Source organism: Streptomyces solicavernae (genome assembly GCF_029968095.1).
Classification (GTDB): domain Bacteria; phylum Actinomycetota; class Actinomycetes; order Streptomycetales; family Streptomycetaceae; genus Streptomyces; species Streptomyces solicavernae.
Genome location: NZ_JASCIR010000003.1, coordinates 70880 through 83594, shown reverse-complemented (window position 1 = coordinate 83594; position 12715 = coordinate 70880). Strand labels below are relative to the sequence as shown.

The window sequence follows — 12715 nt, the reverse complement described above, 5'->3', positions numbered from 1 at the left end:
CCGGCGGTTTGGGGAGCGGGGTCCGGGGCGAAGCCCCGTGGCGTGGGGGAGGCAACACCGGGACCGGGGCCGAACAACCCCCCGCACCTGAGACAATGGGCCCCATGGCCAACCGACCTCGCGTGCTCTCCGGAATCCAGCCCACCGCCGGCTCGTTCCACCTCGGCAACTACCTCGGCGCCGTCCGCCAGTGGGTGTCCCTGCAGGAGACCCACGACGCGTACTACATGGTCGTCGACCTGCACGCGATCACGCTCCCGCAGGACCCGGCCGAGCTGCGCGCCAACACCCGGCTCGCCGCCGCCCAGCTCCTCGCCGCCGGGCTCGACCCCGACCGCTGCACCCTCTTCGTGCAGAGCCACGTGCCCGAGCACGCGCAGCTCGCCTGGGTGATGAACTGCCTCACCGGCTTCGGCGAGGCATCGCGGATGACGCAGTTCAAGGACAAGTCCGCCAAGCAGGGCGCCGACCGTGCCTCCGTCGGCCTGTTCACGTACCCGATCCTGCAGGTCGCGGACATCCTCCTGTACCAGGCGAACGAGGTCCCGGTCGGTGAGGACCAGCGCCAGCACATCGAGCTGACCCGGGACCTCGCGGAGCGCTTCAACGGCCGCTTCGGCGAGACGTTCACGGTCCCCGCGCCGCACATCCTCAAGGAGACGGCGAAGATCTACGACCTGCAGGACCCGACGGTCAAGATGAGCAAGTCGGCCTCCACACCGAAGGGCCTCATCAACCTGCTCGACGAGCCGAAGGCCACGGCCAAGAAGGTCAAGAGCGCGGTGACCGACACGGACACCGAGATCCGCTTCGACCGCGAGGCCAAGCCGGGCGTCTCCAACCTGCTGAGCATCTACTCCACCCTGACCGGAGCGGGAATTCCGGAACTGGAGCAGAAGTACACCGGCAAGGGCTACGGTGCGCTGAAGACCGACCTCGCCGAGGTCATGGTCGAGTTCGTGACCCCGTTCCGCGAGCGTACGCAGGCGTACCTCGACGACCCGGAGACGCTGGACTCGATCCTGGCCAAGGGCGCGGAGAAGGCCCGGTCCGTGGCGGCGGAGACCCTCGCAGCCACGTACGACAGGGTCGGCTTCGTCCCGGCGAAGCACTGACGGAACGTACGCACCGGCCACAGAGCACCGGCCACAGAGCACCGGCCACAGAGCACCGGCCACAGAGCACCGGCCACAGAGCACCGGCCACAGAGCACCGGCCACAGAGCACCGCCCGCAGCTGATCAAGGAGAACGACGTGGGGACCGTAACGCTCGGCGTTTCGATCGCGGTCCCGGAGCCTCACGGCAGCCTGCTCCAGGAGCGGCGCGCGGGCTTCGGTGACCCCGCGGCACACGGCATTCCCACCCACGTCACGCTGCTGCCGCCCACCGAGGTCGCCGCGGAGAAGCTCCCGGCGATCGTGCGGCACCTCGAAGAGGTCGCCGCCCTCGGCCGGCCCTTCCCGATGCGGCTCTCCGGCACGGGCACGTTCCGCCCGCTGTCCCCGGTGGTGTTCGTCCGGGTGGCCGAGGGCGCCGATGCCTGCACCTGGCTGCAGAAGCAGGTGCGGGACGCCTCCGGGCCCCTCGCGCGCGAGCTGCAGTTCCCGTACCACCCGCACGTCACGGTGGCGCACGGCATCGACGACGCGGCCATGGACCGCGCGTTCGCCGAGCTCGCCGAGTACGCCGCCGCATGGCCCTGCACCGGCTTCGCGCTGTACGAGCAGGGCCCGGACGCGGTCTGGCGCAAGCTGCGCGAGTTCGCCTTCGGCTCGGCGACGGTGCCCGCGCAGGGCGAGCCGCAGGACTCCTGCGCGCCGCGCGGCCCGCTGTCGACTGCCTGACACCCTCCCCGACTGCCTGACACCCTCCCCGGCGCGGGAGCCGGGACGGCGCTCGCCCCTGTGGTGCTCTTCTGGGGTACCCGGACTTTGGCGTCCCGCGCGGAGGGCAGACAGAGACCATGGACTGGCTGAAGAACCTCCCCGTCATCGGGCCGCTCGTGACCCGCCTGACGGACACGCACGCGTGGCACTCGTACGAGACGCTCGACCGGGTGCACTGGTCGCGGCTCGCCGCCGCCATGACGTTCACGAGCTTCCTGGCGCTCTTCCCGCTGCTCACCGTCGCCGCCGCGGTCGCCGCGGCCACCCTGAGCAAGCAGCAGCAGACCGAACTCCAGAACAAGCTGAGCGAACAAGTCCCGGGGATCTCCGAGCAGTTGGACATCGACGCGCTCGTCGCCAACGCGGGCACCGTCGGCCTCGTCGCCGGCGCGCTGCTGCTGTTCACCGGCATCGGCTGGGTCGGCTCGATGCGGGACTGCCTGCGCGCGGTGTGGGGGCGCGACGACGAGGAGGAGAACCCGGTCCTGCGCTACGCCAAGGACGCGGGCATCCTGTTCGGCCTCGGCGCCGTGGGCCTGCTCTCCCTCGTCGCCTCGGCCGTCGGCAACACCGCCGTCCACTGGATCACCCGCGAGCTCGGCGTCGACGACCAGCGCTGGGTCGGATGGCTGCTGACCCTCGCGGTCTTCGCCCTCGCCGTCCTCGCGGACTTCCTGATCCTCCTGTACGTCCTGACCCTGCTCCCCGGCGTCCACCCCGACCGCCGCCACCTGATCGTCGGCGCGCTGATCGGCGCGGTCGGCTTTGAACTCCTCAAGGCCCTGCTCGGCGGCTACATCAAGGGCGTCGCGGGCAAGTCGATGTACGGCGCGTTCGGCACCCCGGTCGCCCTGCTCCTGTGGATCAACTTCACGGCGAAGCTGCTGCTGTTCTGCGCGGCCTGGACGGCTACGCGCAAATCCAGCCCCTCCGGCGTCTGACGCGTCTGACGGGGCCTCCTTACCGCCGCGGCAGCCTCCGCACCAGCTCCGGCAGCGGCCAGCGCCGGTTGACCAGAAACACCCCCGCGCCGACCAGTACCAGCACTCCGCCGACCACCGCGAGCACGATCCCGAACCCGCTCGACTCGCCCTTGTCCGCGGCCCTCTCCGGCTTCGCCTTCGGGGTCTTCTCCGGCGCGGCCGCGCCCTTCGCGTTCCGGTCCGCGCTCGCCGGGGCGACCAGCTCGCCCACCGGCTCGACCTTGTCCGCCGCGGCGAAGCCCCAGTCGAGGAGCCGCGCGGTCTCCTTGTAGACGGCCATCGATTCGTCCGAGTCCGGGTTCATGACGGTGACGAGCAGCACCTTCCCGTCGCGCTCGGCGACCCCGGTGAACGTGGTGCCCGCGTTGGTCGTGGACCCGTTCTTGACGCCCGCGATGCCCTTGTACGGGGTCACACCGTCAGCCCCGGTCAGCAGCCGGTTGGTGTTCTGGATGGCGAAGTGCTCGCGCTTCTCGCCCTTGCCCTCGCCGGGGAACTCGGCGGTGGCGGTGGCCGCGTACTCCCGGAAGTCCTTCTTCTGCAGCCCTGAGCGCGCGAACAGCGTCAGGTCGTACGCGGAGGACACCTGGCCCTTGGCGTCGTAGCCGTCGGGGCTGACCACGTGGGTGTCGAGGGCCTGCAGCTCCTCGGCGTGCTTCTGCATGTCCGCGACGGTCTTGTCGATGCCGCCGTTCATGTGCGACAGCACGTGCACCGCGTCGTTGCCGGAGCGCAGGAACACCCCGAGCCACAGGTCGTGCACCGTGTAGGTGTTGTCCTCCTTGATGCCGACCAGGCTGCTGCCCGCGCCGACGCCCATCAGCTCGGACCGCTTGACCAGGTGCTTCTGGTCCTTGGGGAACTTCGGCAGCACTGTGTCCGCGAACAGCATCTTCAGCGTGCTCGCGGGCGGCAGCCGCCAGTGCGCGTTGTGCGCGGCGAGCACGTCGCCCGACTCGGCGTCCGTGACGATCCAGGAGCGGCCCGACAGCTTCTTGGGCAGGGCCGGAACGCCCGGCCCGAGGTTGACCTGCGTACCCGCCTGGCCGAGCCGCGCGCCGCCGACCTTCGACATCGTCGCGGGCGGCTTCGGCTTGTCCGGCGCACCGCCCTGCGCACCGCCCTGCTCGCCGCCCGGCTTGTCGTCCGCGACGGCGGGAGCGGCGACAGAAGCGGTCAGAAAGGCGGCAGAAACCACCGCAACGGCGGTCGTTCGCTTGAGAGATGCGGTCAGAGACGCAATCGGAGAAGCAGTCAAGGCAGGCACGCTGAGGAACGTACAGGGGATTCGCCGACCTGTACGCCGCCCGTTCGGCCGTGTCTTCGGATTATCACTCAAACCACCCCGACGGCGGCGTGCACGGCGGGGGCGCGATACTGGGGGTATGAAGCTCAGCCGCCCGGTCTCGTGGTTCCTGCTCGCCTTCGGCGTCTGGTCTTGGGTCATTTGGGTCACTTTCGTCAAGAACCTCTGGAAGGACGGAAGCGGGCTCGCCTTCGACGACGCCGGTGACCCGACCGGGTACTTCTGGGTCCATCTCTCGCTTGCCGTGGTGTCCTTTGTTCTGGGGACGGTCATCGGGGTCATCGGGTTGCGCGGCGTGCGCGCTCTGCGCCGAAAGTCATAGGGAGACCCGCCGTGAGCTTCCTGTTCCCCGCGGTCGCGGTCCTGGTCGTCGTCATGCAGTGGTACGGCTGGCGGCGCGTGGTGCGCGACACCACGGTGCGGCGGACCACGGCCCGCCGGATCGGTACGGCCGTGTATGTCGCCGGGCCGCTGCTGATGGTCGCCGGCTTCATGAGCGGCCGCGCGGGGGCGCCGTTCTGGCTCCAACAGGCCCTGGCCTGGCCCGGATACCTGTGGATGGCGGTCTCCATCTACCTGACGATGGCGCTGCTCGTGGGCGAGGCCGTACGACCGGTACTGCTGCGGGTGCTGCGCCGCAAGGACGTACGGGAACGGCAGACGGCCGCTAAGGCTCCCGCGACGGCTACCGCGACGGCTCCCGCCGCACAGCCGGTCACGAAACCGGTCGCGAAACCGGCCGCGAAGCCGGTCACGACTCCTCCCGTGGAACCGGCCGGTGGCGGCGACCCCGCCCTCCCGGAAGGCGAGTGGGAGCAGCCGGCCCCCGTGGTGCCGGACACGCCCGCGGCCCTCACCGGCGCCACGAGCGGACCCTCCCGCCGCCTCTTCGTCTCCCGGATCGTGGCCGGAGCCGCCGTCACCGCCGCGCTCGGCACCGTCGGGTACGGCGCGAACAACGCGCTGCGCGCCCCCGCCGTCAAGCGTGTCACCGTGCCGTTGGCCAAACTCCCGCGCGCCGCCCACGGGTTCAGGATCGCCGTCGTCAGCGACATCCACCTGGGCCCGATCCTCGGCCGCGCCCACACCCAGCGCATCGTCGACACGATCAACGCCACGCAGCCCGACCTGGTCGCGGTGGTCGGCGACCTGGTCGACGGCAGCGTCGAGCACCTCGGCCCCGCCGCCGAACCGCTGGCCCAACTCCGCGCCAAACACGGCTCGTTCTTCGTCACCGGCAACCACGAGTACTACTCGGGCGCCGAGCAGTGGGTCGACCACGTACGCGAACTCGGCCTGCACCCGCTGGAGAACGCCCGCGTGGAGATCGACGGCTTCGACCTCGCGGGCGTCAACGACCTCGCGGGCGAGCGGTACGCGGACGGCCCCGACTACGCCAAGGCCCTCGGCGACCGCGACCGCAGCCGCGCCTCCGTGCTCCTCGCGCACCAGCCGGTGATGATCCACGACGCGGTCCGGCACGGCGTCGACCTGCAGCTCTCCGGGCACACCCACGGCGGCCAGTTCTTCCCCGGCACCGTCCTCGCGGACCTCTCCAACCCGACCCTGGCGGGCCTGGAGCGGTACGGCGACACCCAGCTGTACGTCACCCGGGGCGCGGGCACGTGGGGGCCGCCGGTGCGGGTGGGCGCGCCCTCGGACATCACGGTGGTCACGCTGGCCTCCCGCCAGGCCTGAGCCCGCGCGGCCGGGGAAGCGGCCGGGGTATCGGCCGGGGAGGTGGCCGGGGCGAGAGGCCGGGCGAGGGTCCGGTTCCGGCCAGTCCGCGGCTCTTGACGGTCACCCCTCTGGCATCACGCGCCGCAACAGCGCAGCATCGGAGGTGTCGGTGTGCAGAACCCGTGACGGCGCGCGGGGGAATCCGGGGAGGCGGTCGTGCTCAGACGGGAGGCGTTCCGGCTGCCCCGGCACCCGGCGTCCGTGGGCCTCGCCCGGCTGCGGGTGCGCGACCACCTGACGGCCTGGGGTCACGCCGCCGACACGGCCGCGGTGGCGGACGCGGCGCTCCTCGTCTCCGAGCTCGCGACCTTCCTCGTACGCCATGGGCCCTTGCGGGAGCGGGAGTTCGAGGTGGCGGTGACGGTCCTCGCGGACGGGACGTGCTTCATCGAGGTCTCCGACGAGTCCGAGGCGGGCCCCGAACTGCGGGCCGGTCCCGGCCTGCGGCTCGTCGAGTCGCTGGCGAACGCGTGGGGGGTGTGGCGGCGCGGCCCGCACGGCAAGACGGTCTGGGTCCTGGTCGGCTCGGCGGACCACCCGGCCGAGCCGCGCCCCACCGTCTAGATTCGCGGTATGGGATCACGTGACTACGACCTGGATTACCGCGACCGGGCCAACCGGATACGTAAATGGGGCACCTTCCTGCTGACGGTCGCAACCCTGCAGTGGCTCTGGTGCGCCGTGCTGCTGGTCTTGCCGTACGAGATCGAGGACGGGCCGAACGACGCGTCCCCGAAGGAGTGCGAGTCCCGTCTGCTGACGGATTCCGGTACGGCCAACGAGGGCGCGGTGCTCAGCGGACCGTGCGAGAACGAGCGCGACTGGCCGGAGGCGGTGGCGGTGCTCGCCCTGTCGGTGCCGGTGTCGGTCGCGGGCGCGGTCCTCTTCACGACGGGCTCCGTGCGCGGCCAGATCAGCGCCCACGCGTGGGCGATGCGGGAACTGGACCGGCCGGCGTAGGGCAGGTCCGCCCCGCACCGGGGGTCCGCGTCTCAGGCGTCGGAGGGGGGTGAGTCCGTACGCGTCATCCCGGGGAGGAAGTCCGTGAACAGCTCGTGCACCTCCCGTACCAGCGGCCGCAGTACGCGGAAACGGGACAGGGCCACACCCCGCGTCGTGAGGCGGGCCCCGCGCGCCGCCAGGCGGTAGCTGCGGGCGCGGCCGGGGGAGCGGTCGAAGACCCAGTACAGGACGAGGCCCATCTGGGAGAGCCACATCAACTCCGGGAGGATGTCGCGGAGTTCGTCCGGCACCTTGGACTTGGAGCCGCGCAGCACCTCGCGGTGGACGTCGATCGCCGCCTCGCGCGCGTGCTCCGACTCGGCCGAGAACGGGCTGAGCGGGGAGTCCGGGTCGGCGGCGTTCTTGAAGAACTGGGCGGCGAATTCGTGGTACGGCGCGGCGATGTCGAGCCAGCAGCGCAGCACCCCCGCGAGCCGCGCCTCAAGCTCGGTCTCCCGGTCCAGGACCGGCCGGACAGCCGCCTGGTGCTCGGCGGCGATCCGGTCGTAGAAGCCCTGGATGAGGTGCTCCTTGCCCGCGTAGTAGTAGTACGCGTTGCCGACGGAGACCCCGGCCTCCTTGGCGATGGCCCGCATCGTCGTCTTGTCGTAGCCGCGTTCCTGGAAGAGCCGCATGGCGGTTTCGAGGATCAGGGCGCGGGTCTGCTCGCTCTTGGCGGGGGGCTTGCGGCCCTCGTCCTTGCCGAAGTCCGGGGTCCCGTCTGCTGCGTCGTTCGTCGCTGCCACGGTGTCAGAGCCTAACCAGTGGTGCAGGAGCCGTCGGCACAGGACGGTGTCGTACGGCTCCAGCCGTGCTGCGGGTCGTACGTCCAGCCGTCCGCGGTGCGGTACACCCCGCCGCCCCAGCCGCCGCCGGGCCGGTCCCGGTGGCCCTCGCGCCACTTGGCGGCGGCGAGCGCGGCGCCGCGTGCGAAGCGGGCGCCGGCCGGGGTGGCCAGGCGGTGGGCGAGCGGGCGGTGTTCGGCGAGGGCCCACAGGGTGACGACCCAGGCGGCGGGCCCGCGGTAGACCTGGCCGCCGTCGGCGACGACGGTGATCTCGTCGAGCGTGCCGCGGTGGTCGAGTCCGGGGAACCGCCGCCGCGCCTCCTCGGACCCGGCGGGTACCAGGTCGAGCGGCACCAACTGCCGCTGCCGGGCGAGCCAGTGGCGTACGTGGGCGCAGAGCGGGCAGTCCGCGTCGTAGAGGACGGTGAGCCGGCGGACGGCCTGGGCGGCCGTTGCCTCGGCGGTCATCGGCTCAGGCCCCGGCCGGCTTGGCCCAGGCGCCCTGCTGCCCGCTCAGGCCCTGCGGCGGTACGGGCGGCAGCTGCTCGCGCTCCATCATTCCGCGCCGCCGGATCTTGTTGAGCACCCACACGTTGCCGAGGTGCATCACGCCGAGGACGAGCAGGACGACGCCCAGCTTCACCGACAGGGCCTCGAACACCTCGCGGGCGGTGGCGAGTTCCTCGTCGCCGCTCAGGTAGAGGGCGACGAAGCCGAGGTTGACCAGGTAGAAGCCGACGACCAGGAGGTGATTGACGGCGTCCGCGAGCTTCTCGTTGCCGTGCAGGACGTCGGCGAGGAAGATCCGGCCGTTCCGGCTGAGCGTGCGGGCCACCCAGACGGTGAGGCCGATGCTGATCGCCAGGTAGACGACGTACGCGAGGACTGTGAGGTCCATGGTCCCGCCCCTTCTCGAAGCGCTCTTTGAACGCGTTCAAAAGCTGTTGTCATGGACTGTAGACCTCTTTTTGAACACGTTCAAGCAGGAGTCCCGGCCTGCCCGGCGGACCCGGCCTGCCCGGCGGACCCGGCGGGCCCGGCGGACCCGGCGGGCCCGGCGGACCCGGCGGCGCAGGACGCGTACCCCCGGTCCTTGAGGAGGCGGCGATTCCGCCCGAACCTGAGGGCATGACCGAACCTGAAGGCACGACCGAACCCGAGGGCATGACCGACCCGATGACGCCGTTGACGCGTACGCACACCTGGCTGCCGCCGTTGCCGCCCGAGTCCCTGGCGGGGTTCTCCGGCGAGCAGCTCCTGCGGGAGATCCTGGAGGGCCGCGTCCCGCCGCCGCCCATCGCCTCCACGCTCGGCATCGAACTGCTCGAAGTGGGGCCCGGGGAGGTGGAGTTCGAGGGGGAGTCAGGCGGGCATCTGCTCAACGGCTACGGCATGCTCTTCGGCGGCTACCTGGCCTCGCTCCTCGACTGCGCCCTCGGCTCCGCCGTCCTGACGCTGCTGCCCGCGGGCACGGGCCAGACCACGGTCCAGATGAACGTCAACATCGTCCGCCCGGCCCACTCGGGCACGGGCCCGCTGCGCTGCGTCGGCCGCGCCCTGCACGTGGGCCGCTCCATCGCGACGTCGGAGGCGACGGTCACGGGCGCGGGGGACGGCAAGCTGTACGCGCATGGGACGACTACTTGCGCGGTGGTCGGGCGGGGGTGAACTCCCGGTGTACGTACGCCGGTTCAGGCCCGGCGGGGCTCTCCGGCCTTGAGGATCTCGGCCACGTCGAGGGTGACTTCGGCGCCGATGGATTCGGGGAGGGTGACGGTCTGGCCGGGGGCGTAGACCTGGTGATTGTCGTAGCCCGAGGCCAGTGGCTCGGTGAGGGTGTGGAGGCGCTGGTGTTTGCGGTCGACGATCAGGTAGACGGGGACCTTGGCATCTCCGTAGGCGGCGACCTTGGTGCGCAGGTCGGCGCGGTAGTTGCTGGAGGTGACCTCCAGGACCAGTCGGAAGCAGACCGGGCCGTAGCAGTTGTTCTCGACGAGGTGCTCGTCGACATCGGCGTCCACGATGGACAGGTCGGGGATGGCGAAGTCCTCGGCTCCGGTCGGCAGCCAGAGCCCGATGCCTTCGAAGACTTCCGTCTCGCTGCCGTCCAGCCCGGCGGCGACGAACGGCCGGCGCAGTCGGGACAGGGCGCGGGCGTGGGGCGCGTCAGGCGGTGGAGTCATGGTGATCTGGCCTTCGATGATCTCGACGCGGTAGCCCGGATTGCGCTCCATGAGGCGGTTGGCCTCGTCGAGCAGGGTCAGTCGCCCGGGTGTGGCCGGACGTCCGGGGTACTGGTACTCGATGGGCGCTGCGGACATCGGGTGCCTCCGGTGGGCTGGTGTCGAGAGCATCATCGTAGGCCGGGCAGGACCCGAACGTCCCGTCCCGACCCGTTCACCCATACGGTCGAGGCCCCGCCTCCCACAAGGGAGACGGGGCCTCGACCACGTAAAGCGAAGAACCTCAGAAGCGGCGCGTGATCAGCGCACGCTTCACTTCCTGGATCGCCTTCGTGACCTCGATGCCGCGCGGGCAGGCGTCCGTGCAGTTGAAGGTCGTGCGGCAACGCCACACGCCGTCACGGTCGTTGAGGATCTCCAGGCGCTGCTCGCCGGCCTCGTCGCGCGAGTCGAAGATGAAGCGGTGCGCGTTGACGATCGCGGCCGGGCCGAAGTACTGCCCGTCGTTCCAGAACACCGGGCACGAGGACGTGCACGCGGCGCACAGGATGCACTTGGTCGTGTCGTCGAAGCGCTCGCGGTCCTCGGGCGACTGCAGGCGCTCGCGCGTCGGCTCGTTGCCCTCGGTGACGAGGAACGGCATGACGTCGCGGTACGCCTGGAAGAACGGCTCCATGTCCACGACCAGGTCCTTCAGGACCGTCAGGCCCTTGATGGCCTCGACCGTGATGGGCTTCTCAGGGTTGATGTCCTTGATCAGCGTCTTGCAGGCGAGCCTGTTCTTGCCGTTGATCCGCATCGCGTCGGAGCCGCAGATGCCGTGCGCGCAGGAGCGGCGGAAGGTCAGTGACCCGTCCAGCTCCCACTTGATCTTGTGGAGGGCGTCGAGGACGCGCTCCTTCGGGTCGATCTCGACCTGGAAGTCCTCCCAGGTCGCCTCGTCCGAGATCTCCGGGTTGAAGCGGCGGATCCGGAACGTGGCCGTGATGTACGGGGACGCCGTGTCCTCCGCTTCGGCCTTGTCCAGTACGGGAGTTGCCATCAGTACTTACGCTCCATCGGCTGGTAGCGGGTCTGGACGACGGGCTTGTAGTCGAGCCGGATCGAGTCCTTGGCGTCCTCGCCCTCGCCCGTGACCTCGCGGTACGCCATGGTGTGGCGCATGAAGTTCACGTCGTCGCGGTTGGGGAAGTCCTCGCGGTAGTGACCGCCGCGGGACTCCTTGCGGGCGAGCGCGGACACGGCCATGACCTCGGCCAGGTCGAGCAGGTTGCCCAGCTCGATGGCCTCCAGGAGGTCGGTGTTGAAGCGCTTGCCCTTGTCCTGAACGGACACGTTCTTGTAGCGGGCGCGCAGCTCGCCGATCTTCTCCACCGCGGTCTTGATGGTCTGCTCGGTGCGGAACACCATGACGTTGGCGTCCATGGTCTCCTGCAGCTCCTTGCGGAGCTCCGCCACGCGCTCGGTGCCCGTGGAGTTGCGCAGCCGCTCGACCTGCTCCTCGACCAGCTCGGCCGGGTTCTCCGGCAGCTCGACGAAGTCGGCCTTCGCGGAGTACTCGGCGGCGGCGATGCCGGAGCGGCGGCCGAACACGTTGATGTCGAGCAGCGAGTTGGTGCCCAGGCGGTTGGCGCCGTGCACCGACACGCAGGCGACCTCGCCCGCCGCGTACAGACCCGGCACGACGGTGGTGTTGTCCGACAGGACCTCACCCTCGACGTTGGTCGGGATGCCGCCCATGGCGTAGTGCGCGGTCGGCTGGATCGGGATCGGGTCCGTGTACGGCTCGATGCCGAGGTACGTACGCGCGAACTCGGTGATGTCCGGGAGCTTGGCGTCCAGCTGCTCCGGCGGGAGGTGCGTCAGGTCGAGGAAGACGTGGTCGCCCTCGGGACCGCAGCCGCGGCCCTCGCGGATCTCGGTGTAGATCGCGCGGGAGACGACGTCACGCGAGGCGAGGTCCTTCATGACGGGCGCGTACTTCTCCATGAAGCGCTCGCCGTCCTTGTTGCGCAGGATGCCGCCCTCACCGCGGGCGCCCTCCGTGAGGAGGATGCCCATGCGCCAGATGCCGGTCGGGTGGAACTGGAAGAACTCCATGTCCTCCAGCGGCAGTCCGCGCCGGTAGCAGGCCGCCTGGCCGTCGCCGGTGAGGGTGTGCGCGTTGGAGGTCACCTTGAAGAACTTGCCGGTGCCGCCGGAGGCGTAGATGACGGCCTTCGCCTGGAAGACGTGGATCTCGCCGGTGGCCAGCTCGTACGCGACCACACCGGCGGAGCGCTTGACGCCGTTGACCTCGACGATGAGCTGGTCCAGGACGTAGAACTCGTTGAAGAACTCCACGCCCTCCTTGATGCAGTTCTGGTACAGCGTCTGGAGGATCATGTGGCCGGTACGGTCACCGGAGTAGCAGGCACGGCGGACCGGGGCCTCGCCGTGGTTGCGGGAGTGACCGCCGAAACGGCGCTGGTCGATGGTGCCGTTCTCCGTACGGCCGAACGGCAGGCCCATCTTCTCCAGGTCGAGGACCGCGTCGATGGCCTCCTTCGCGAGGATCTCGGCGGCGTCCTGGTCGACCAGGTAGTCGCCGCCCTTGATCGTGTCGAAGGTGTGCCACTCCCAGTTGTCCTCCTCCACGTTGGCCAGCGCGGCGGCCATGCCGCCCTGCGCGGCGCCCGTGTGGGAGCGGGTGGGGTAGAGCTTGGTGAGCACGGCGGTGCGGCTGCGCTTCGTCGCCTCGATGGCGGCGCGCATGCCGGCGCCGCCGGCGCCGACGATGACGGTGTCGTACTTGTGGATCTTCATGAGTGGTTGCCTCAGTCCCGCG

General features: G+C 70.5%; 15 protein-coding genes. 8 read left to right on the top strand and 7 right to left on the bottom strand.

Going from position 1 to position 12715, the window contains the following annotated elements; all coding sequences use genetic code 11:
• Positions 1-95: 95 nt before the first annotated feature.
• The 3 genes from trpS (at position 96) to QIS99_RS05230 (ending at position 2828) form a co-directional block, all read left to right on the top strand.
• Complete coding sequence (trpS, locus tag QIS99_RS05240; RefSeq protein WP_408909486.1) at positions 96-1115, top strand: tryptophan--tRNA ligase; 1020 nt, start codon at positions 96-98, stop codon at positions 1113-1115.
• Positions 1116-1254: 139 nt separating this feature from the next.
• Positions 1255-1845: a 2'-5' RNA ligase family protein gene (locus tag QIS99_RS05235; RefSeq protein WP_282510943.1), complete on the top strand. Its 591-nt coding sequence runs from the start codon at positions 1255-1257 to the stop codon at positions 1843-1845.
• 119 nt (positions 1846-1964) lie between these two features.
• The gene (locus QIS99_RS05230; RefSeq protein WP_282510940.1) at positions 1965-2828 is read left to right on the top strand and encodes a YihY/virulence factor BrkB family protein; all 864 of its coding nucleotides are present in this window, start codon (positions 1965-1967) and stop codon (positions 2826-2828) included.
• Positions 2829-2847: 19 nt separating this feature from the next.
• On the opposite strand, the gene QIS99_RS05225 is transcribed toward QIS99_RS05230, so the two are convergent.
• Complete coding sequence (locus tag QIS99_RS05225) at positions 2848-4068, bottom strand: D-alanyl-D-alanine carboxypeptidase family protein (protein ID WP_349017270.1); 1221 nt, start codon at positions 4066-4068, stop codon at positions 2848-2850.
• A 187-nt stretch (positions 4069-4255) separates the two neighbouring features.
• On the opposite strand from QIS99_RS05225, the gene QIS99_RS05220 reads away from it, so the two are divergent.
• The 4 genes from QIS99_RS05220 to QIS99_RS05205 all read left to right on the top strand — a co-directional run bounded on the left by QIS99_RS05220 (position 4256) and on the right by QIS99_RS05205 (position 6876).
• Positions 4256-4498, top strand: coding sequence for an SCO4848 family membrane protein (locus tag QIS99_RS05220; protein WP_282510938.1), 243 nt, complete (start codon positions 4256-4258; stop codon positions 4496-4498).
• 53 nt (positions 4499-4551) lie between these two features.
• Entirely contained in the window at positions 4552-5874 is a 1323-nt protein-coding gene (locus QIS99_RS05215) for a metallophosphoesterase (protein ID WP_282511402.1), read from the top strand.
• Between the two features lie 198 nt (positions 5875-6072).
• On the top strand, positions 6073-6480 hold the full coding sequence (locus tag QIS99_RS05210) for an ATP-binding protein (RefSeq protein ID WP_282510936.1): 408 nt from the start codon (positions 6073-6075) through the stop codon (positions 6478-6480).
• 9 nt (positions 6481-6489) lie between these two features.
• Positions 6490-6876, top strand: coding sequence for a hypothetical protein (locus QIS99_RS05205; protein ID WP_282510935.1), 387 nt, complete (start codon positions 6490-6492; stop codon positions 6874-6876).
• Between the two features lie 32 nt (positions 6877-6908).
• Here QIS99_RS05205 and QIS99_RS05200 read toward each other — a convergent pair whose 3' ends face one another.
• From QIS99_RS05200 to QIS99_RS05190, 3 genes are read right to left on the bottom strand one after another with little or no spacing between them, the layout of a single operon-like run.
• Positions 6909-7664, bottom strand: a complete 756-nt coding sequence (locus QIS99_RS05200; RefSeq protein ID WP_408909485.1) for a TetR/AcrR family transcriptional regulator — start codon at positions 7662-7664, stop codon at positions 6909-6911.
• 11 nt (positions 7665-7675) lie between these two features.
• Positions 7676-8173, bottom strand: a complete 498-nt coding sequence (locus tag QIS99_RS05195; RefSeq protein WP_282510934.1) for a thiol-disulfide oxidoreductase DCC family protein — start codon at positions 8171-8173, stop codon at positions 7676-7678.
• Between the two features lie 4 nt (positions 8174-8177).
• A complete protein-coding gene (locus QIS99_RS05190; RefSeq protein WP_282510933.1) occupies positions 8178-8603 on the bottom strand; it encodes a hypothetical protein in 426 nt (141 codons plus the stop codon).
• Between the two features lie 230 nt (positions 8604-8833).
• On the opposite strand from QIS99_RS05190, the gene QIS99_RS05185 reads away from it, so the two are divergent.
• Positions 8834-9373 (top strand): PaaI family thioesterase, encoded by a 540-nt coding sequence (locus QIS99_RS05185; RefSeq protein ID WP_282510932.1) that lies wholly within the window; start codon positions 8834-8836, stop codon positions 9371-9373.
• A gap of 23 nt (positions 9374-9396) precedes the next feature.
• Here QIS99_RS05185 and QIS99_RS05180 read toward each other — a convergent pair whose 3' ends face one another.
• The 3 genes from QIS99_RS05180 to sdhA form a co-directional block, all read right to left on the bottom strand.
• Positions 9397-10026: a Uma2 family endonuclease gene (locus QIS99_RS05180; RefSeq protein WP_282510930.1), complete on the bottom strand. Its 630-nt coding sequence runs from the start codon at positions 10024-10026 to the stop codon at positions 9397-9399.
• Positions 10027-10171: 145 nt separating this feature from the next.
• The gene (locus QIS99_RS05175; RefSeq protein ID WP_282510929.1) at positions 10172-10930 is read right to left on the bottom strand and encodes a succinate dehydrogenase iron-sulfur subunit; all 759 of its coding nucleotides are present in this window, start codon (positions 10928-10930) and stop codon (positions 10172-10174) included.
• On the bottom strand, positions 10930-12693 hold the full coding sequence (gene sdhA / locus QIS99_RS05170) for a succinate dehydrogenase flavoprotein subunit (protein ID WP_282510927.1): 1764 nt from the start codon (positions 12691-12693) through the stop codon (positions 10930-10932). Before sdhA ends, QIS99_RS05175 begins: the two co-directional genes overlap by 1 nt.
• Positions 12694-12715: the final 22 nt, after the last annotated feature.

What these genes read in the sequence shown, in the direction of transcription:
- trpS (WP_408909486.1), top strand. Translation starts at nt 96, where the DNA reads ATGGGCCCCATGGCCAACCGACCTCGCGTGCTCTCCGGAATCCAGCCC.
- QIS99_RS05230 (WP_282510940.1), top strand. Translation starts at nt 1,965, where the DNA reads ATGGACTGGCTGAAGAACCTCCCCGTCATCGGGCCGCTCGTGACCCGC.
- QIS99_RS05220 (WP_282510938.1), top strand. Translation starts at nt 4,256, where the DNA reads ATGAAGCTCAGCCGCCCGGTCTCGTGGTTCCTGCTCGCCTTCGGCGTC.
- QIS99_RS05215 (WP_282511402.1), top strand. Translation starts at nt 4,552, where the DNA reads ATGCAGTGGTACGGCTGGCGGCGCGTGGTGCGCGACACCACGGTGCGG.
- QIS99_RS05205 (WP_282510935.1), top strand. Translation starts at nt 6,490, where the DNA reads ATGGGATCACGTGACTACGACCTGGATTACCGCGACCGGGCCAACCGG.
- QIS99_RS05195 (WP_282510934.1), bottom strand. Translation starts at nt 8,173, where the DNA reads ATGACCGCCGAGGCAACGGCCGCCCAGGCCGTCCGCCGGCTCACCGTC.
- QIS99_RS05190 (WP_282510933.1), bottom strand. Translation starts at nt 8,603, where the DNA reads ATGGACCTCACAGTCCTCGCGTACGTCGTCTACCTGGCGATCAGCATC.
- QIS99_RS05185 (WP_282510932.1), top strand. Translation starts at nt 8,834, where the DNA reads ATGACCGAACCTGAAGGCACGACCGAACCCGAGGGCATGACCGACCCG.
- QIS99_RS05180 (WP_282510930.1), bottom strand. Translation starts at nt 10,026, where the DNA reads ATGTCCGCAGCGCCCATCGAGTACCAGTACCCCGGACGTCCGGCCACA.
- QIS99_RS05175 (WP_282510929.1), bottom strand. Translation starts at nt 10,930, where the DNA reads ATGGCAACTCCCGTACTGGACAAGGCCGAAGCGGAGGACACGGCGTCC.
- sdhA (WP_282510927.1), bottom strand. Translation starts at nt 12,693, where the DNA reads ATGAAGATCCACAAGTACGACACCGTCATCGTCGGCGCCGGCGGCGCC.